Annotated in this window: 14 protein-coding genes, 1 tRNA gene and 1 riboswitch; of the genes, 5 read left to right on the plus strand and 10 right to left on the minus strand. The window is 74.0% G+C overall.

What is annotated here, in order from left to right:
- Positions 1-44: 44 nt before the first annotated feature.
- Positions 45-2,294, minus strand: a complete 2,250-nt coding sequence (locus IE311_RS28820) for an asparagine synthase-related protein (protein WP_189834832.1) — start codon at positions 2,292-2,294, stop codon at positions 45-47.
- Positions 2,295-2,862: 568 nt separating this feature from the next.
- On the opposite strand from IE311_RS28820, the gene IE311_RS28825 reads away from it, so the two are divergent.
- From IE311_RS28825 to IE311_RS28840, 4 genes are all read left to right on the plus strand, one after another.
- Positions 2,863-4,302, plus strand: a complete 1,440-nt coding sequence (locus tag IE311_RS28825; RefSeq protein WP_189834774.1) for an MFS transporter — start codon at positions 2,863-2,865, stop codon at positions 4,300-4,302.
- 176 nt (positions 4,303-4,478) lie between these two features.
- Positions 4,479-5,663, plus strand: a complete 1,185-nt coding sequence (gene lhgO, locus IE311_RS28830; protein ID WP_189834775.1) for an L-2-hydroxyglutarate oxidase — start codon at positions 4,479-4,481, stop codon at positions 5,661-5,663.
- Between the two features lie 106 nt (positions 5,664-5,769).
- Positions 5,770-6,564 carry a tRNA (guanosine(46)-N7)-methyltransferase TrmB gene (gene trmB / locus IE311_RS28835; protein ID WP_189834776.1) on the plus strand — a complete coding sequence of 265 codons (795 nt, stop codon included), beginning with the start codon at positions 5,770-5,772 and terminating at the stop codon, positions 6,562-6,564.
- A 56-nt stretch (positions 6,565-6,620) separates the two neighbouring features.
- A complete protein-coding gene (locus tag IE311_RS28840; RefSeq protein ID WP_229902231.1) occupies positions 6,621-7,961 on the plus strand; it encodes a PrsW family intramembrane metalloprotease in 1,341 nt (446 codons plus the stop codon).
- Positions 7,962-7,965: 4 nt separating this feature from the next.
- Here IE311_RS28840 and IE311_RS28845 read toward each other — a convergent pair whose 3' ends face one another.
- The 9 genes from IE311_RS28845 to IE311_RS28885 all read right to left on the minus strand — a co-directional run bounded on the left by IE311_RS28845 (position 7,966) and on the right by IE311_RS28885 (position 16,382).
- A complete protein-coding gene (locus IE311_RS28845) occupies positions 7,966-8,913 on the minus strand; it encodes an aldo/keto reductase (RefSeq protein ID WP_189834778.1) in 948 nt (315 codons plus the stop codon).
- A 222-nt stretch (positions 8,914-9,135) separates the two neighbouring features.
- A complete protein-coding gene (locus tag IE311_RS28850) occupies positions 9,136-10,269 on the minus strand; it encodes a M23 family metallopeptidase (protein ID WP_189834779.1) in 1,134 nt (377 codons plus the stop codon).
- Positions 10,270-10,280: 11 nt separating this feature from the next.
- A riboswitch (cyclic di-AMP (ydaO/yuaA leader) is annotated at positions 10,281-10,427 on the minus strand.
- 201 nt (positions 10,428-10,628) lie between these two features.
- Positions 10,629-11,894, minus strand: coding sequence for a PP2C family protein-serine/threonine phosphatase (locus IE311_RS28855; protein ID WP_189834780.1), 1,266 nt, complete (start codon positions 11,892-11,894; stop codon positions 10,629-10,631).
- 177 nt (positions 11,895-12,071) lie between these two features.
- Positions 12,072-13,262, minus strand: a complete 1,191-nt coding sequence (locus tag IE311_RS28860) for an MFS transporter (protein ID WP_189834781.1) — start codon at positions 13,260-13,262, stop codon at positions 12,072-12,074.
- Between the two features lie 29 nt (positions 13,263-13,291).
- Positions 13,292-14,335 (minus strand): PLP-dependent cysteine synthase family protein, encoded by a 1,044-nt coding sequence (locus tag IE311_RS28865; RefSeq protein ID WP_189834782.1) that lies wholly within the window; start codon positions 14,333-14,335, stop codon positions 13,292-13,294.
- Between the two features lie 62 nt (positions 14,336-14,397).
- The gene (locus tag IE311_RS28870) at positions 14,398-14,778 is read right to left on the minus strand and encodes a hypothetical protein (RefSeq protein WP_189834783.1); all 381 of its coding nucleotides are present in this window, start codon (positions 14,776-14,778) and stop codon (positions 14,398-14,400) included.
- Positions 14,779-14,865: 87 nt separating this feature from the next.
- Positions 14,866-15,606 (minus strand): MerR family transcriptional regulator, encoded by a 741-nt coding sequence (locus IE311_RS28875; protein ID WP_189834784.1) that lies wholly within the window; start codon positions 15,604-15,606, stop codon positions 14,866-14,868.
- A gap of 155 nt (positions 15,607-15,761) precedes the next feature.
- Positions 15,762-15,835: transfer RNA gene (locus tag IE311_RS28880), tRNA-Met, on the minus strand.
- A gap of 52 nt (positions 15,836-15,887) precedes the next feature.
- Entirely contained in the window at positions 15,888-16,382 is a 495-nt protein-coding gene (locus tag IE311_RS28885; RefSeq protein ID WP_189834785.1) for a rhodanese-like domain-containing protein, read from the minus strand.
- A 194-nt stretch (positions 16,383-16,576) separates the two neighbouring features.
- Between IE311_RS28885 and IE311_RS28890 the strand changes: the two genes are divergently transcribed.
- Entirely contained in the window at positions 16,577-17,518 is a 942-nt protein-coding gene (locus IE311_RS28890; protein ID WP_189834786.1) for a sigma-70 family RNA polymerase sigma factor, read from the plus strand.
- The last annotated feature ends 128 nt before the right edge of the window (positions 17,519-17,646 follow it).

The following is a 17,646-nucleotide window of genomic DNA, read 5'->3' on the forward strand; positions in this document are numbered from 1 at the left end:
CACTCGCACGAGCGTGCAGGGACGTTCCGCCCGGGAAGCGGCTCTCACGCCGAGAGCGAGCGCGAGGTGGGGATCAGCGGTCCCGGGACCGCACGGGGCGGGCGGGGGGACGTCGTGTCCGTCCAGCAGGAACCCCGGCGGGCGAGGAGCCGGCGGAGCCAGAGTTCGGTGGAGACGAGGTCGGCGAGGCCGTCGAGGGGGACGGGGGCGCCGTCGGCCGCCGCGCGGAGGGCCTCGCGGACGACGCGGGCCTCGATCAGGCCCGCGTCGGCGAGGAGCGGGGCGTCGAAGAGGGCGATGAGGTGGGGGAGCGCCGCGCGCAGCCCCGCGCGCGAGGCGGCGGCCGGGACCGCCGGGTGGGGGGCGCCCCAGCCCGGGGGGAGGTCGTGGATGCCGGCGCCCGAGAGGACCGTGCGCAGGACGCCCGCGCGGGCGTCCGGCTGGACCCGGAGCGCTTCGGGAAGGTCGCGGCAGGCCCGTACCACCTGGTTGTCGAGGAAGGGGGCGTGCAGGCGCTGGCCGCGGATCTCGGCGGCCTGTTCCAGCACCCGGTGGTCCGCCGCCGCCCGGGCGAGGGCGGCACGCGCGCGTGCCTCCCCCGGCCGCTGGACGGAGGTCGGCAGGGTCGCGGCCCGGTTCAGGCGAACCGATACTTCGGCCAGGGCCTCCCCCGTCAGCCAGCGCGCCGCCGGTCCCGGCCGCGACCAGGTGAGCGCCGAGAGGGACGCCTCCAGGGGGCCGAAGCCGTCCTGAGCCGTACGGTTCGCCTCCAGGACCCGCCGGGCCGCCGCCTCGAGGCCCGTCCGGTACGGGGTGCGCGCGAGCTTCCGCGCCGCCCGGTACACGGTCAGCGGCACCAGGAGCGAACCCGCCGACGGCCCCGACGCCTTGGCGAGCGCCGTCACCGGGCGGACCAGCGAGCGGCGCCTGCGGTCCATCAGGAGGTCGGCGAGGCGGGCCGGGTGCGCGTCCAGGACCTGCTTGGCGCCCATCCCGGTGAAGTGGTCGGCGCTGCCGCCCGCGAGCCGCCTCCGGTGCCGTTCCGCCGTGACGAGCGAAGGTCCCGGCTCGTCGGTCAGCGGCCCGTCGAGAGTGGCGTACGGGAGCGCCTCCTCGCCCGCCGCGACGACCACGTGGTGCAGGCGGGGGTCGGCCGCGAGCTCCCCGGCCCGCTTCAGCTCGGCCTCACGGCCCGACCCCGCGCGGGTGGCCAGGTCGTTGAAGGTGACGGCGAGCAGCCGCTCCCCCGCGCCCGTGCCGTGCCCGACGATCGTGCCCGGTACTCCCGGGAGGCCCGCCGCGAGCAGTGCGAGCGTGCCGGAGGCACTGCCGCCGGAGAGGTCGGCGCCGATGCCGGGCGCCGGTCCTCCGCCCCGGGCCGCACGCCGGTCGGCGGGCCCCATGCCGGGCACCGGGCCCGGGTCGGGCAGCGGGGACTCGGGCGCGTGCCGGGGGGCGGTGAGCCGGGCCCGCACGGCTTCGACCAGGGCGTCCCTGACCCCTTCGACGGCCTGGTGGGGATCGGCCTGGGCCGCCGCGACGGCCAGCGAGGCGACCTGTTCGTACCCGGTGATCTCGCGCGAGCCCTCGCGCAGGATCAGCGCGTGTCCCGGCGGCACCCGCCGGACACCCTCGTACGGGGTGGAGTCGCGCAGTGCCTCCGGGGTCTCCGGGCAGGCGAGGAGCGCGGCCACATGGCCGATGTCGAGCTGGGCCTCGACGAGGTCGGCCAGGGGCAGGGCGGCGGTGGCGAAGGCGGTGCCGCCCGCCCAGGGGGTGTGGAACACCGGCCGGGCGCCCGCGAGGTCACCGGTGACGGTGACCCGGCGGCCCGCCTTGACGACCGCCGTGTAGCTGCCGGGCCAGGCCGTGAGATGCCTCAACGCGCCCCCGCGCGCGGTGAGCAGGCCGATGCGCAGTTCCTCGTCGCTCGCGGCGCAGCAGCCGAGGACGGCGAGGCGGGTGTGGTCGTCGACGGCCACCACGCGCACCTCGTCCGGGCGCCAGTCGCCGACCGCCCACAGCGGATCGGGGTCGCCCCAGAGGAGTTGGGCGCCGACCGGTTGCACCGTGCGCCCCTCGGTGGCGGCCCGGCCGGAGCCGGCGGGGTACGGGTCTCCGTAGCCGGAGGTCGCGCCGTATCCGCCGGAGCCCGGGCCGTACGCGTCGGAGGCCGAGCCGTACCCGCCGGAGGCCGAAGCCGTCCCGTACGCGCCGCTCACCGACCCCGCCCGCGCCCCGGCCGTCGTTGCGAAGTTCGCGGCGACACTGCTCCAGCCCACCAGCCATCGCATCGGCGCCTCCACATCCGTTTCGGTGGGAGACATGCTGCCACGACAACGGCGCACGGGGCGGAGTCCGGGCGCACGCGCGCCAAAGCCGAATGCGCCCCTGGCATGGGCCAGTTGAACACCGGCGTCATTCGGCCAAATATCGACCCTCCCCGGCGGGGGTGGAGGGCCTCCGGGCAGCCGCCCGCACGCATCGCCTCTCACCGGCCGTCGGCAGTCCGGGAGGCGCTCCCGCCTCCCGGAGCCGTCCGCCGCCCGCGGGGAATGGGGCGGCGGTATCCCCCAGCCCACCGGTCCGGGACAGTTCCCGGCCGAGCGGGCCGACCCACGCGCTACTCATGGAAGCGCTCCCCCGACGGCCCCGAGAGAGCGCACGGCCGGGCGCACGGCCACACGGCGGGAGCACGAGCCGGGCCACCGGGCCCTCCCGTCGGCCTTTCACACAACAATCTCGCCATACGGAACACCGCCCCTTAACGGTAGGGATGCGGCGAACTACGCTGTGTTTACGAATGCCGCACGCCTATGCCCGGCGTCGTGGCGGCCGTCTGGGTTGTCGAGGGGTGGCGTCATGTCCAGGGAGCAACGCGGGCCGAACGAAAAGCTCGGCACGGTTCTCGCCCTCGCGGGAATCAGCAACGCCGGGCTCGCCCGGCGCGTCAACGACCTCGGTTCACAACGGGGACTGACGCTTCGATACGACAAGACCTCGGTCGCCCGGTGGGTGTCCAAGGGCATGGTGCCGCAGGGCGCCGCCCCGCATCTGATCGCCGCCGCGATCGGACAGAAGCTCGGCCGGCCCGTGCCCCTGCACGAGATCGGCCTCGCCGACGCCGACCCCGCACCCGAGGTGGGCCTCGCCTTCCCCCGCGACGTGGGCGAAGCCGTGCGCTCCGCCACGGACCTGTACCGGCTGGATCTCGCCGGGCGGCGGGCCGGCGGCGGGATCTGGCAGTCGCTCGCCGGATCCTTCGCGGTGAGCGCCTACGCGACGCCCGCGTCCCGCTGGCTGATAACCCCCGCCGACCCGTCGGTGGAGCGCGAGGCCCCGCTCCCGGCGAGCGGCATCACGGCCGCCACCGTCGGCGAGCACGCGCGCGTGGGCCACAGCGACGTCGCCAAACTCCGCGAGGCCGCCGAGGACGCGCGCCGCTGGGACTCCAAGTACGGCGGCGGGGACTGGCGCTCGTCCATGGTCCCCGAGTGCTTACGCGTGGACGCGGCACCGCTGCTCCTCGCCTCGTACTCGGACGAGGTCGGCCGGGCCCTGTTCGGCGCGACGGCCGAGCTCACCCGGCTGGCCGGCTGGATGGCCTTCGACACCGGGCAGCAGGAGGCCGCCCAGCGCTACTACATCCAGGCCCTGCGTCTCGCCCGCGCCGCCGCCGACGTGCCCCTCGGCGGCTACGTCCTCGCCTCCATGTCCCTCCAGGCCACCTACCGCGGCTTCGCCGACGAGGGCGTCGACCTCGCCCAGGCCGCGCTCGAACGGAACCGGGGGCTCGCCACCGCCCGCACCATGTCCTTCTTCCGGCTCGTCGAGGCACGCGCCCACGCGAAGGCCGGGGACGGGGTCGCCGCGGCGGCCGCGCTCAAGTCCGCCGAGGGCTGGCTGGAGCGCTCCCGGGAGGGCGACGGCGACCCGAGCTGGCTGGGCTTCTACTCGTACGACCGGTTCTGCGCCGACGCCGCGGAGTGCTACCGCGATCTGAAGGCGCCCCGCGAGGTGCGCCGCTTCACCGAGCAGGCGCTCTCCCGGCCGACCGAGGAGTTCGTCCGTTCGCACGGGCTGCGACTCGTGGTCTCCGCCGTCGCCGAGCTGGAGTCCGGCAATCTGGACGCGGCCTGCGCGGCCGGCACGCGCGCGGTGGAGGTGGCGGGACGGATCTCCTCGGCCCGGACCACGGAGTACGTACGGGACCTGCTGCACCGGCTGGAGCCGTACGGGGACGAGCCGCGCGTCATGGAACTGCGGGAGCGGGCGAGGCCCCTGCTCGTCGCCCCCGTGTGACCGGGAGGCGGCTGACGGGGACCGGGTGACGGGGGGGGCCGGGCGGCGGGGTGACGGGGGGCCGGGTGACGGCTCCCGGTCGCGCGGACGGCGTGACCTGCGTCTCGTGATGTCGCGCGAGGTTTCACGGGATTGTCAGTGGGCCAGTGCACTATCGGGGGTGGGAGGTGGCGCTGGTGTTTGACTGTGACGTGCTGGTGATCGGCGGCGGGATCGTCGGTCTGTCGACGGCGTACGCCCTGACGCGCGCCGCTCCCGGCACCCGGGTCACGGTCCTGGAGAAGGAGCACGCCCTCGCGCGCCACCAGACCGGGCGCAACAGCGGGGTGATCCACAGCGGGATCTACTACCGGCCGGGTTCGCTCAAGGCCCGCTTCGCCGTCGAGGGCGCGGCCGAAATGGTCAAGTTCTGCGCGGAGTGGGGCATCCCGTACGAGGTGACGGGCAAGCTCGTCGTCGCCACCGCACGCGAGGAACTGCCCCGGCTGCACGCGCTCGTGCAGCGCGGCAGGGAGAACGGCATCCCGGTGCGCGAGCTCGGCCCCGCGCAGATCAGCGAGTACGAGCCACGGGTGCGGGGCCTGGCGGCGATCCACGTCGGCACGACCGGCATCTGCGACTACGGGGCGGTGTCCGCCCGGCTCGCCGAGTCCTCCGGGGCCCGGATCCTGTACGGCGCGGAGGTCACCGTCGTCGACCGGCGGCCGTGGGGCGTCGCCGTGCGGACGGCGGACGGCCGGGTGGTGCGGGCGCGGGTCCTGGTGAACTGCGCGGGGCTGCACTGCGACCGGATCGCGCGGCTCGCGGGCGACGACCCGGGCATGCGGATCGTCCCCTTCCGGGGCGAGTACTACGAGCTCGCCGACCCCTCGCTCGTGCGGGGCCTGGTCTACCCGGTCCCCGACCCGGCGTTCCCCTTCCTCGGGGTCCATCTGACGCGGGGCATCGACGGCGGCGTCCACATCGGGCCGAACGCCGTCCCGGCGCTCGCCCGCGAGGGATACGGCTGGTCCGTCGTCCGGCCCCGCGACCTGGCCGGCACGCTGGCCTGGCCCGGCTCCTGGGCCATCGCCCGCGAGCACTGGCGGTACGGGGCCGGCGAGCTGCGGCGGTCGCTGTCGAAGCGGGCCTTCACCGAGGCGGTGCGACGGCTCCTTCCGGTGGTGGAGGAATCGGACCTGCGGCGGGCGGCGCCGGGGGTCCGGGCGCAGGCCGTGCTGCGGGACGGGACGCTGGTCGACGACTTCCTCATCCGCGAGGCCTCACGGACGGTCCACGTGCTGAACGCCCCCTCGCCCGCCGCGACGGCGTCGCTGCCGATCGGACGCGAGGTGGCGGGCCGGGCCCTGGCCCTGCTGTAGCCCGCGAGAGCCCTGCCCGGCCCGCGACGCCCCCGGGCCGGGTGGCGGGGACGTCCGGGGTTCGGGACCGGTGGCAGCCCGGGGGGCGCCGTAGAATCTGGGCATTGTGTCTGAGCAGCCAGAGAACACCGCGCAGCCCGTCGCCGAGTCCGTACCGCCCGTCACGCAGCGGGGCAGTCAGCGGTTCGCGCCCGGTGAGGGCCCCCTGCCCGACCCCGCCGGGTCGCACCACGAGCGACGGATCCGCAGCTTCCAGCCGCGGCGCAGCCGTGTCACCACCAGCCAGGCCGAGGCGCTGCTGAAGCGGTGGCCCGACTGGGGTCTCGACATCGACGGCAAGCGGGTCCTCGACCTGGGCGAGATGTTCGACGGGCTTCCGGTCGTCATGGAGATCGGCTTCGGCATGGGCGAGGCGACCGCGCAGATGGCGGCCGCCGACCCCGGCACCGGCATCCTCGCCGTGGACGTGCACACCCCCGGCCAGGGCAATCTGCTCGGCCTGGCCGACCGCAACGGCCTGACCAACGTCCGGGTCGCCAACGGCGACGCGATCATCCTGCTCCGCGAGATGCTCGACAAGGACGCCCTCGACGGCTGCCGCGTCTACTTCCCGGACCCCTGGCCCAAGGCCCGCCACCACAAGCGGCGGCTCATCCAGCCCGAGTTCCTCGGCCTCCTCGCGACCCGGCTCAAGCCCGGCGGCGTGCTCCACTGCGCCACCGACTGGGAGCCGTACGCCGAGCAGATGCTGGAGGTGCTCTCCGCGCACCCGGACTTCGAGAACACGGAGGCCGACGGCGGGTTCTCGCCGCGCCCCGACTTCCGGCCGCTCACCCGCTTCGAGGGCCAGGGCCTCGACAAGGGCCACGTCGTGCACGATCTCCTCTTCCGGAGAAAGTGACCGGGAGGGAACAACTCCTTGGCCCCGTGTCGGTGGGGGTCGTTAGGGTCGCTCACGTGTCGAACCCCGCCCCCGCCGAAGCACCCACCGGCGCCGGAACCGCTCCGGTCCCCCACCGGGACACCGAGGAGCCGGCCTTCCCGGCCGCCGCCGACCGGTCCCAGTGGCGCTACCGGCCCCGCCGGGCCTTCTGGCGCAGCCGGGTGGTCCGGGCCGTCGCCGTCGTCACCGTGCTCGCGATCTGCGCCCTGTTCATCCTGGGCCTGGTCCGCGAGCAGACCGGCACCGAGGGCTTCCTCGTCGGCCTGGGCCTCGCGGTGCTTCCCGTACCGCTGCTGATGGCCGCGTTCCGCTGGCTGGACCGGGTCGAGCCCGGCCCCTGGAAGAACCTGCTCTTCGCCTTCGCCTGGGGCGCCTTCGCCGCCGCGCTGGTCGCGATCCTGGCGAACTCCTTCGCGGTCCGCTGGATCGCGACGGCGACCGCGGACCCCGATTCGGCGGACACCCTCGGCGCGACGGTGATCGCCCCGGTGGTGGAGGAGAGCGCGAAGGCCGCCGCGATCCTGCTGCTCTTCCTCTTCCGCAGGAAGCACTTCGGCGGTCTGGTCGACGGGGTCGTGATCGCCGGGTTCACCGCGACCGGCTTCGCCTTCACCGAGAACATCCTCTACCTCGGCAACGCCTTCGGCGAGGACCAGGAGTTCGGCTCCACCGGCCTCGGCTCGGTGACCGCCGCGACCTTCTTCGTCCGGGTCGTGATGTCCCCGTTCGCGCATCCGCTCTTCACCGTGCTCACCGGCATCGGCTTCGGATTCGCCGCCCTCGCGCCGCGTGGGAAGCGGCTCCGCCGGGTGCTGCTCCCGCTCGCCGGGCTGCTGCTCGCCATGGGGCTGCACGCCGCCTGGAACGGCTCCGCCACCTTCGGCGGCCCGCTGGCCTTCTACGCGGTGTACGGGGCACTCATGGTCCCGGCCTTCGGCCTGCTGACCTGGCTCGCGGTGTGGAGCCGACAGCGCGAGCTCCGGACGATATCCGGCGAGCTCCCGGCCTACGCGGCGGCCGGCTGGCTCTCCCCCGCCGAGCCGACGGCGCTCTCCTCGATGCGCGCCCGCCAGGTGGCCCGCGCCTTCGCCGCCCGCACGTACGGGCCGGCCGCGGCGCGGGCCGTCGGCGAGTACGAGTCCTTCGCGACGACCCTGGCGTTCCTGCGGGACCGGGCCCGGCGCGGCACGGCCGGGCCCGACTTCCCCGCCCGCGAGCAGGAGCTGCTGCACCATCTGTGGCAGCGCCGGGAGGTCGCCTCCCCCGCGCTCACCTACGCGGCGCGGGCGACGGGCCGGGTGTGGGCGCCGCCGCAGTACCTGGACTACGACGGCTACAACCCGTACCGCAGGTAGCCGGTCAGACGGCCGAGGCCTCGGTCAGCAGCGTCAGCTCGGCCTCCGTGAGGGTGAGGTCGGCGGCCGCGACGAGCGCCGGGACCTGCTCGACCGTGCGCGCCGAGGCGATCGGTGCCGCGACGGTCGGGCGGGAGGCGAGCCAGGCGAGGGCGACGGTGGCGAGTTCCGCGCCGTGCGCCTCGGCGACCGTGTCGAGCGCGGAGAGCACGGCCCGGCCCCGCTCGGTGTCCAGGTGTCCGCCGGCCCCGGAGGCGCGGACGCTGTCGACGGTGGCGCCGGGGCGGTACTTGCCGGTGAGGAAGCCGGCGGCGAGGCCGTAGTACGGGACGGCGGAGAGCCCGGCCCGCTCGACGGTCTCCAGGAGGGGGCCCTCGTAGGTGTCGCGGGAGACCAGGTTGTAGTGCGGCTGGAGGGCGACGTACCGGGCCAGGCCCTCGGCCTCGGCGAAGTCGAGCGAGGCGCGCAGCCGCTCCGGGGAGATGTTGGAGGCGGCGACGGCCCGCACCTTGCCGTCCTTCACCAGCTGGTCGAGGGCGGTGACGATCTCCTCGACGGGGACCGACTCGTCGTCGAAGTGCGTGTAGTAGAGGTCGATGCGGTCGGTGCCGAGGCGCCGCAGCGACTCCTCGGCGCCCGCCTTGATGGTGGTGGCGGACAGGCCCTTGAAGTGGGGGTGGGCGCCGACCTTGGTGGCGACGAGGACGTCGTCGCGGTTGCCGCGCGAGGCGAGCCAGCGGCCGATGACGGTCTCGGACTCGCCGCCCTCGTTGCCCTCGGCCCAGGCCGAGTAGACGTCGGCGGAGTCGACGAAGTTGCCGCCGGCGGCGGTGTAGGCGTCGAGGACGGCGAAGGACTGCGCCTCGTCGGCGGTCCAGCCGAAGACGTTGCCGCCCAGGGCGAGCGGGAAGACGTGCAGATCGGAGCTGCCCAGCGGGCGGAGAGAGGTCATGGGTCGGTCAACCTTCCGCACCGCCGGGGCTATTCCGGGAGCCGGGGGCCGCTCGGGGAGACCCGGCCCGCTCGGGGAGACCGGGGCCGCTCGGGGAGACCCGGCCCGCTCGGAGCAGCGGGGGCCGCTCAGGGAAGCCGGGGCACTGCACGAAGGCGGGGCCGGGACAGTGCACGAAGGCGCCGGGCCGCTCCGAAGCGGCCCGGCGCCTTCCGGGGTGCGTCAGATGCTGAGGCCCTTGGAGCGGAGCCACTGCGCCGGGTCGATGCCGTCGCCGCCGGCGGTGTGCACCTCCATGTGGAGGTGGGCGCCGGTGACGTTGCCGGTGGCCCCGACGCGGCCGATCGTCTCGCCGGTGCCCACGGTCTGGCCCGCGCCGACCGTCATCGAGGACAGGTGGCAGTACCAGACCTCGGTGCCGTCCTCCAGCTCCAGGACGATCCGGTAGCCGTACGAGCCGGACCAGCCCGCCGACTTCACGGTGGCGCCGTGGACCGCCTTGAGCGGGGTGCCGGTGGGGGCGGCGAAGTCGAGGCCGGTGTGGTAGCCGGAGGACCACATCGAACCGGACTGCATGTAGGTGGCGCTGACGCTGTACGAGGACAGGGGCATCGAGTAGCTCGCTGCCAGCTTGGCGAGGCGCTCGGCCTCGGCCTTCGCCTTGGCGGCCGCTTCCGCCTTCGCCTTGGCCTCCGCCTCGGCCTTCGCCTTGGCCTCGGCGGCCGCCTTCTCCGCCGCGTCGGCCTTCGCCTGCGCCTCCGCGGCCGCCTTCTCCGCCGCCGCCTTCTCCGCGGCGGCCTTCTCGGCGGCGTCGGCGGAGGCCTGCTGCTGCTCGGCCTGCTGGAGGATGCGGGCGCGCAGGGCCTCGCCCGCGTCGCCGGCGCCGGTCACACTCTGCGCGGCCTGGTGGGAGGCCTGCTCGGTGGTGGCGTCCTGGGTGTCGTCGAGGGTGGCGTAGGTCGCGACCGTGAGCGGGTTCGGGTTGGCACGGGCCGCGCTGACCGTCTCGGAGGACTCCTCGGGGAGGAGCTCGCCGACACCGGGGAGGTCGTGGGGGTCCGGCAGGTGGAGGTCCGGGAGGTCGGGAAGGTCCGGGAGCGATATCGCGACCGGGGGCTTCTCCTGCGCGGTGGCGAGGCCGCCCGCGCCGACCGCCGCGATCACACCGACGCCGAGGACGGTGGAGGAACGGGCGAAGTTGGAGCGCTGCTTGACGACGCGGTGCCGGCCGCCGGAACGGTTCTGGGCGCGGAGGGAGTCCTCGGTGGGGTTCCACTCGGTGTTCGGGGCGGAAGGAGCCGCACCACCACCGAAGGCATCGAAGGGTGCTTCGGGTGCGGGAGTGTTGGACGCCACGAAGGCGCGCTCCTTTCCTTCCTTCTCGCCTACCGGGTTAGCTGACGGGTTCGGAGCAGGAAGGTCTCCTACGGGCACGGTCGCACAGGTGCGAAAGGCCCGATTCACCCCAAGTAGTGGTTCCCCGGTTCCTTTTCAGGATTCGGCGCGTGCGCACGGTGCCGCCTCTTGCGACGGCTGGGACGACCGCGCTGCGTTATCGAACGTTAATAGACAGGGGCTCCCGATTCCAAGCTGTTCCTCTTGATCATTCATTGAATTGAGAGGGAATGGTCCGAGTTGACCCCCCTTCAGTCCTGGGCGGCGAAACCCTCGCGATCTGACGTTATGTCAATTGTTATCGCAGCGACACCTCGTGACTACGGCCGGTGACCGGGCCCCTGACCGGGTCGCCGATCCGGCCCCCGGCCGGGCTCGCCCCGGGGTTCGCCGGGACCGCCCGGCGGCACCACCGGCATCGTCCGGCGGCGCTCCGGCTGCCCCGCCGCCGGCCGGCTCACCGCGAGCAGCGCCATGTCGTCCGTGGACCCGCCGCCGGTGTGCAGCCGTACGTCGTCCACGAGCGCGTCGAGCAGCTCCTCGGGGCCCGGGAAGATCCGGCCGGCCAGGCGTTCCCCCGGGTCGTAGAAGACGCCCTCCGCGTTCCGCGCCTCCGAGAGGCCGTCGGTGTAGAAGAGCAGCGTCGCGCCCGGCGGGTACGGCCGGCCCTCGGCCCGGTCCGGCCACGCCGCCAGATCGCCCATGCCGAGCGGAAGCGCCGGCTCGCCCGGCTCCAGCGTGTCCAGGCGCCCGTCCGCGTACAGCATCAGCGGGGGCGGGTGCCCGCGGTTGACGAGGCGTACGAAGCCGCCGAAGGTGCTGCCGCCGTCCCCGTGCGGGATCTCGGCGAGGACGGCGGTGGTGAACCCCTCGAAGGCGTCGAGCCCGTCCCGGCGGGTGCCCTCCCGGGCGAGGGCCCGTTCGAGGCGCTGCACCACGCCCTCCAGGGTGCGCTCCTGCTCGGCCGCCTCCCGGAAGGCCCCGATGACGACGGCGACGGCCTCGACCGCGTCCAGCCCCTTGCCCCGGACGTCCCCGAGCACCATCCGCACCCCGTAGGGGGTCTCCTGGACGGCGAACAGGTCGCCGCCGATGAACGCGTCCGCCTGCGCCGCCTCGTAACGGGCCGCGCACTGCAGCCCGCCGATCCGCTCGGCGGGCATCGGCAGCACCGCCTTCTGCGCGGTCTCCGCGATGACCCGCGCGGAGGCCAGCCGCTCGCCGCTGCGGAGCACGACCCGGTTGATGAGCAGCGCGAGCGCGGAGACCGTGAGGACGGTCAGGGTCTCCGTCAGGGAGGGGATGTCGGTGACGGTGCGGTTGTAGAGGTGCAGCCCCTCGGAGGCGAGGACGGCCGCGATCCCGGTGAGGAGCGTCGTGAGGGTCGAGAAGAAGGGCGCGGCGATCAGTGGAGCGGCGGAGAAGAGCGGCGCCGCCGTGTAGGTGGCCGGTGTCAGCAGATCGAAGAAGACGCCGCCCAGGATGATCAGCGGCGGCAGGGCCCGGATGAACTTCCGGGCACCCCGGTACGGGCGGCGGCCCCCGCCGCCCCGCCGTCCGCCGAACGCTCCTGGGGGGTGCCCCACCTGTGCTCTCCTGCCCCGTCCCTACCAGGCCGTCTCTTCCGGAAGGGACGACCCAGGCCGCGGCCCGCCCGCGCCCTCCCAGGGTGGCCGCGGGCGGGCGGGGCGGCGACTCCCACGGGGCCGACTGGCGTACGGACCGGGGCGCGGCGGGAGCCGGGGACGGGCCGGGGGGCCGGTTCAGTCCGCGGCCGAAGTGCCCTCCGCGAGCCGGCCCCCGCGCGTGAGGAGCGCCATCGCCGCCGCGCACGTCAGGCCCACCGCGCACAGCGCGAGCCATGGCACCGCCGACCAGCCGGTCACGTCGAGCAGCGCGCCCGTCCCCAGGTTTCCGAGGGTGATCCCGATCCCGCAGACCGTGTTGTAGAGCCCGTAGTGGGTGGCCACCCAGCGCCCCCGGGACAGGGCGACGACGGTGTCCATCTCGTAGGGGTAGAGCACCGCGTTCGCGACGGCGAGGACCGTCGCGCACAGCAGCAGCCCCGCCAGGCCCCGCCCCAGGGCCGCCGGGACCAGGAAGGCCCCGCCCATCAGGGCGAGTCCGAGGACCAGACACCGCTCCCGGCTCAGCCGCCGCTTGCACCAGGCCGCGATCCGCAGCTGCCCGGCGAGCGCGACGAGGGCGGAGACGACGAAGAGCGCCGTCGTGGGCCCCGTACCGCCGGCCGCGAGCGGCAGCGCCAGATAGACCTGGAAGGACAGCACGTACGAGCCGGTCATGGCGAGCGAGAAGAGCCAGAAGGTGCGGTGGGCGAGCACCGTGCGGAACTGCCCCCGTTCCTCCCCCGTCCGCGCCGGCGTCCCGCCCCGTACGGGCATGTACCGGAGCTGTACCAGGGTCAGCCCGGCGAACAGCACCGCCGCCACCCCGCACGTCAGCCGGAACGACACCCCCGTCAGGGCCACCCCCAGGAGCGGACCGAGCAGTATGCCCGCCTGGTAGTAGACGTTGAAGAGCGCGAAGGCCTCCACCCGCCGCTCCTCCCCGGCCTCCGCCGCGAGGCAGGCCCGTACGGCGGGGTTGAACAGCGCCCCCGCGAGACCGGTCGCGAGCGAGGCGACGATCAGCATCGGCAGCGACTGCGCGAAGGCCAGCGCCCCGAAGCCGGCCGTCCGCAGCGCACAGCCCGCCACGATCAGCGGTTTGAAGCCGAGCCGGTCGGCGAGCGCCCCGCCGACGAGGAACATGCCCTGCTGGGAGAGGTTCCGGGCGCCGAGCACCAGCCCCACCGCCCAGGCGGCCATGCCGAGCCCGTCCGCGAGGTGCGCGGCCAGGAACGGCATCAGCATGTAGAAGCCGAGGTTGATGGTGAGCTGGTTGAGGAAGAGGAGCCGTACGGCGGGTTCGAAGGTACGGCTCTGCTTCCACACGCCTCCCCGGGGAGCCGCCGCCGTGGTGCTCAACGGGCCCGCCCCGCCCGGTCCATGACCTTGCGGGTCCAGCCGTCGACGGGTGTGCCGGGCTCGTATCCGGCCGGGTCCTCCCTCACGGGTCCGGAGAGAAGGCCGTGCGCGGCGCAGAACTCGTCGTTGAAGACGGTGTCGAAGTAGCGCTGCGGCCCGTCGGGGAAGACGGCCGCGATCCGCGTTCCGCGCGGCCGGGTGCGGGCCAGCCACCCGGCGACCAGCGCGACCGCGCCCACGCTCCAGCCGCCCGTCGCGAAGTGGCGCGAGGCCAGGCGGCGGGCCGCCCGTACCGCCTCCGCGGGGCCCACCCAGTGGATCTCGTCGAAGGCCCCGTGATCCACGTTGCCCGGGTGGATGGAGGAGCCGAGGCCGCGCATCAGCCGCTCCCCGGCGGGCAGGCCGAAGACGGTGGAGCCGACGGAGTCCACACCGACCAGTTCGAGGGCGGGGCTGCCGGTGGCGCGCAGGGCCCGGGAGATCCCCGCCGAGTGGCCCCCGGTGCCGACCGCGCAGACGAGGACGTCGATCCGGTCGAGCTGTCCGGACAGTTCGGCGGCGAGCCCCGTGTACGCGTCGGGGTTGTCGGGGTTCCCGTACTGGTTGGGCCACCAGGACCCGTCGAGGCTCAGGAGCAGCTCGGCGACCCGGTCCATCCGGGCCTGCTGCCAGCCGCCGTGCGGGCTGGGCTCCCGTACGACATGGACCTGGGCGCCGTGGGCGGCGAGCATCCGCCGCACGATGGGTTCGAGGCCGGGGTCGGTGACGACATGGACGGGGTGGCCGTGCAGGACGCCGGCCAGTGCGAGACCGAGTCCGAGCGTGCCCGAGGTCGATTCGACGATCGGGGCGCCGGGCCTCAGCTCTCCGCGGCGGCGGGCCTGCTCGACCATGTGGAGGGCGGCGCGGTCCTTGATGCCGCCGACGTTGAAGCCTTCGAGCTTGGCCCAGTAGCCGTCGTCCGTCCACAGCACGGGGGTGTTGCCGACGGCCTGGGCGGCGAGGGACGGCAGGGCGGCGACGGGCAGCAGGTTGTTCATCAGGGGTACGTCCTCGAAGTGGGTACGCCGAAAGGGAGCCTGGTGGTGTCGTGCGACCCGGCTCAGTTCCGGTTCACTCCGAGGGCGATCAGCAATCGGCCCGGCTCGGGTCCGGGTCCCGCCCGGTCACGGACGCGGCGCGTACACGGATCGGCGGGGAAGACCTCGTCGTCGGCGAGGACCACGGCCGCGCCGGCGTCGGGGGCGGTGGGCCGGGGGACCGTCTGGGCGGGGAGATGGACGTCGAAGGACCAGGTGTCCCCGGGCCGCTCGCAGCCGTGCGGCAGGGCGGGGGCGGTGACGGTGGTCGTGGCGTCGCGGGCGGAGAGCGGGTGATGCCCGTGCGTCCCGTGGCAGACGCTCACGAGGAGGGCGAGGAGCGCGAGCAGGACGAGGACGGCGGGCGCCCGCCGTCGTACGTCGATCACTGTCGCGTCACGCATGGTGCGCGTGACGTTACGTTGCGGCAGCGCGCGGCCGCAAAGAGGCGTGCCCGTTTTCGGACACCGTTTACTTCGGGCGGGTCGCCCCTACAGGTTCCGCTCCGCGTAGATCTCCATCGCGTCCCGGACGAGGACCGCGGTGCCCTCGCCGTGCTTGTCGTAGTTCTCGGTGAAGCGCGGGTCGTCGACGTACATGCGGCCGAGACCGATCACGTATTCCCTGCTCGGGGTCGTGGTGGTCGAGAGCCAGGCGACCTGGCGCCCGGCGATCGCCTGCACCTCGTCGCTGTCGGCGGCCAGACCGTCCTTGAGCGCCTGCGCGAAGGCGCGGGCGATGCCGGCCTGCTCGTCCATGAACGCCTTCTTCCCGGCGGCGTCGAGCGAGCGCCACCAGCGGTCGCCCTTCTCGTACGCGTCGCGGCCCCAGCGCTCGGTGACCTCCTCCTCGTACCGCGTGTGATCGAATCCGTCGAACACTTCTTCCGCCATGAGTTCCTCTCCGTTCTCGGTCTTGTGGAGAGTGGTCCGCACCGCCTCGATCTGCCGCCCGATCCGCTCCCGCTCCTGTTCGAGGAGGAGTAGATGGGTGCGCAGCGCGGCGGGCGTGTCCCGTTGACCTTCCAGGACCTCGGCGATGGCGGGCAGGGAGAGCCCGAGCTCGCGCAGCAGCAGGATGCGCTGCAGCCGCACGAGCGCCGCCTGGTCGTAGTACCGGTAACCGTTCGCGCCGATCCGGCTCGGCTCCAGCAGTCCGCGTTCTCCGTAGTGCCGGAGGGTGCGGCTGGTGGTGCCGGCTTTCCTGGCGATCTCTTGGATCGACCACTCCATACCGAGAACGCTAAATCTTGACGTCGCGTGAAGGTCAAGCCGACGGGGGCCGCCCCGGGGGTGCGCGAGAGGCACACGGAAGGCGAGCGAGGGCGAGGCGCATACGACGAAGGCCCGGATCCAGTGAATGGATCCGGGCCTTCGTTGCTACTGAGTAGCGGGGACAGGATTTGAACCTGCGACCTCTGGGTTATGAGCCCAGCGAGCTACCGAGCTGCTCCACCCCGCGTCGGTAAACACGACTCTACGGCATGACCGGGGCGATCACGAAATCGGTTTCGTCAGCAGCCGCAGTCGTCGGAGTCGACCGGCGCCGTGAGCGGGTCCGCGGCCTTCTCCGCGGGGCCCTCCCAGGTCTCGTACGCGAAGCCCTCGCGCACCCAGTACTCGAAGCCGCCGAGCATCTCCTTCACCTGGAAGCCCCGCTCGGCGAGGGCCAGCGCGGCGCGCGTGGCGCCGTTGCAGCCGGGGCCCCAGCAGTACGTGACGACCGGCACCGACCGGTCCAGCAGCTGCTCCGCCTGCTCGGGGATGAGCGCGGTCGGCAGGTGGACCGCGCCGGGGACGTGCCCCTGGTCCCAGGAGGCGGTCGACCGCGAGTCGATCACCACGAAGCCCGGGTCGGTGCCGTCGGCGGCCGCGGCGGCGAGCGTCGAGGCCACGTCGGAGACATCGGCGTGGAAGGCGAGGCTGGCGGAGAAGTACGCGGCAGCGGCGGCGGGAGAGGCCGGCGGGGTGCGGAGTACGGGGTTGACCTGCGTCGTTGTCGTCGTCATGGTGATCAATCTACGGACGGTGATCACCGTGCTGAAGTGATGATCCACGGCGGTCCGGGGCATCGACCGGGGAATCCCGGGCCTTTACCGGGGGACGGAGTGGATCTCACGCATCAAGACCGCGAGAGCCGCCGACACCCCTCCACACCACCGCCCCGGTGTCACACCGGAGCGGTTCCATCCGTCATGGGGACATGACGGCACGCGAACGGGGAGAACGACGAGTGGACCAGGAACGCGACGACAGAGAACTGCTGGCCCGGCGCTTCGAGGCCGACCGCGGCCACCTCAGGGCCGTCGCCTACCGGATGCTGGGCTCGCTCGGCGAGGCCGAGGACGCCGTGCAGGAGGCCTGGTTCAAGCTCAACCGCAGCGACGTCAGCGGAGTGGAGAACCTCAGCGGCTGGCTGACCACGGTCGTCGGCCGCGTCTGCCTCGACATGCTGCGCTCCCGCGGCTCGCGCCGCGAGGACCCGCTGGAGTACTACGTGCCCGACCCGGTCGTCCGGGTCGCCGACCGCACCGACCCCGAGCACGCGGCCGAGGTCACCGAGTCCGTCGGCCTCGCGCTCCTCGTCGTCCTGGAGACCCTCGGACCGGCCGAGCGCCTCGCGTTCGTCCTCCACGACATGTTCGCCGTCTCCTTCGACGAGATCGCCCGGATCGTGGACCGCACCCCGGCCGCCACCCGGCAGCTCGCCAGCCGCGCCCGCCGCCGGGTCCAGGACGCCACCCCCGCCGCCGGGCCCGACGCACGGCGGCAGCGGGAGATCGCCGACGCCTTCCTCGCCGCCGCGCACGGCGGCGACTTCGAGGGACTGCTCGCCGTCCTCGACCCGGACGTGGTGCTGCGCGCGGACGGCGGCCGGACCCTCGCGGCCGTCTCCAAGGTCGTCCGGGGCGCCGAGGCCGTCATCGCCCAGGCCCTCACCTACGCCAGGTTCCGTACGGGAACGCTGTGGGTCGTCGCCAACGGCGCGCCCGCCGCGCTGTCGGTCAGCGACGGACGCCCGGGCGCGCTCATGGTGTTCACCGTCGCCGGGGACCGGATCGTCGAACTGCACATCCTGGCCGACCCGGAGCGGCTCGCCGCGCTCGACCTCTCGGAGGAGGACCTGGCCCGGGCGACGTACTGAAGGAAGCCGCCGCGGACGGCGTACTGATGAGGAGCCGACCCTGGCGCCGCACTGCGGAAGCCGCCGCGGACGGCATACCGAGGGAGCCGGCCCGGGCGGTACGCCGGAGGAGCCGGCCCGGGCGGTAC

It is taken from the genome of Streptomyces zaomyceticus, from assembly GCF_014656215.1.
GTDB classification, from domain to species: domain Bacteria; phylum Actinomycetota; class Actinomycetes; order Streptomycetales; family Streptomycetaceae; genus Streptomyces; species Streptomyces zaomyceticus.

Excerpts from the sequence above, each read along its gene's own strand:
- IE311_RS28820 (WP_189834832.1), bottom strand. The coding sequence starts at position 2,294 with ATGCGATGGCTGGTGGGCTGGAGCAGTGTCGCCGCGAACTTCGCAACG.
- IE311_RS28825 (WP_189834774.1), top strand. The coding sequence starts at position 2,863 with ATGTCCAGGGAGCAACGCGGGCCGAACGAAAAGCTCGGCACGGTTCTC.
- IE311_RS28845 (WP_189834778.1), bottom strand. The coding sequence starts at position 8,913 with ATGACCTCTCTCCGCCCGCTGGGCAGCTCCGATCTGCACGTCTTCCCG.
- IE311_RS28865 (WP_189834782.1), bottom strand. The coding sequence starts at position 14,335 with ATGAACAACCTGCTGCCCGTCGCCGCCCTGCCGTCCCTCGCCGCCCAG.
- IE311_RS28870 (WP_189834783.1), bottom strand. The coding sequence starts at position 14,778 with ATGCGTGACGCGACAGTGATCGACGTACGACGGCGGGCGCCCGCCGTC.
- IE311_RS28875 (WP_189834784.1), bottom strand. The coding sequence starts at position 15,606 with ATGGAGTGGTCGATCCAAGAGATCGCCAGGAAAGCCGGCACCACCAGC.
- IE311_RS28885 (WP_189834785.1), bottom strand. The coding sequence starts at position 16,382 with ATGACGACGACAACGACGCAGGTCAACCCCGTACTCCGCACCCCGCCG.
- IE311_RS28890 (WP_189834786.1), top strand. The coding sequence starts at position 16,577 with ATGACGGCACGCGAACGGGGAGAACGACGAGTGGACCAGGAACGCGAC.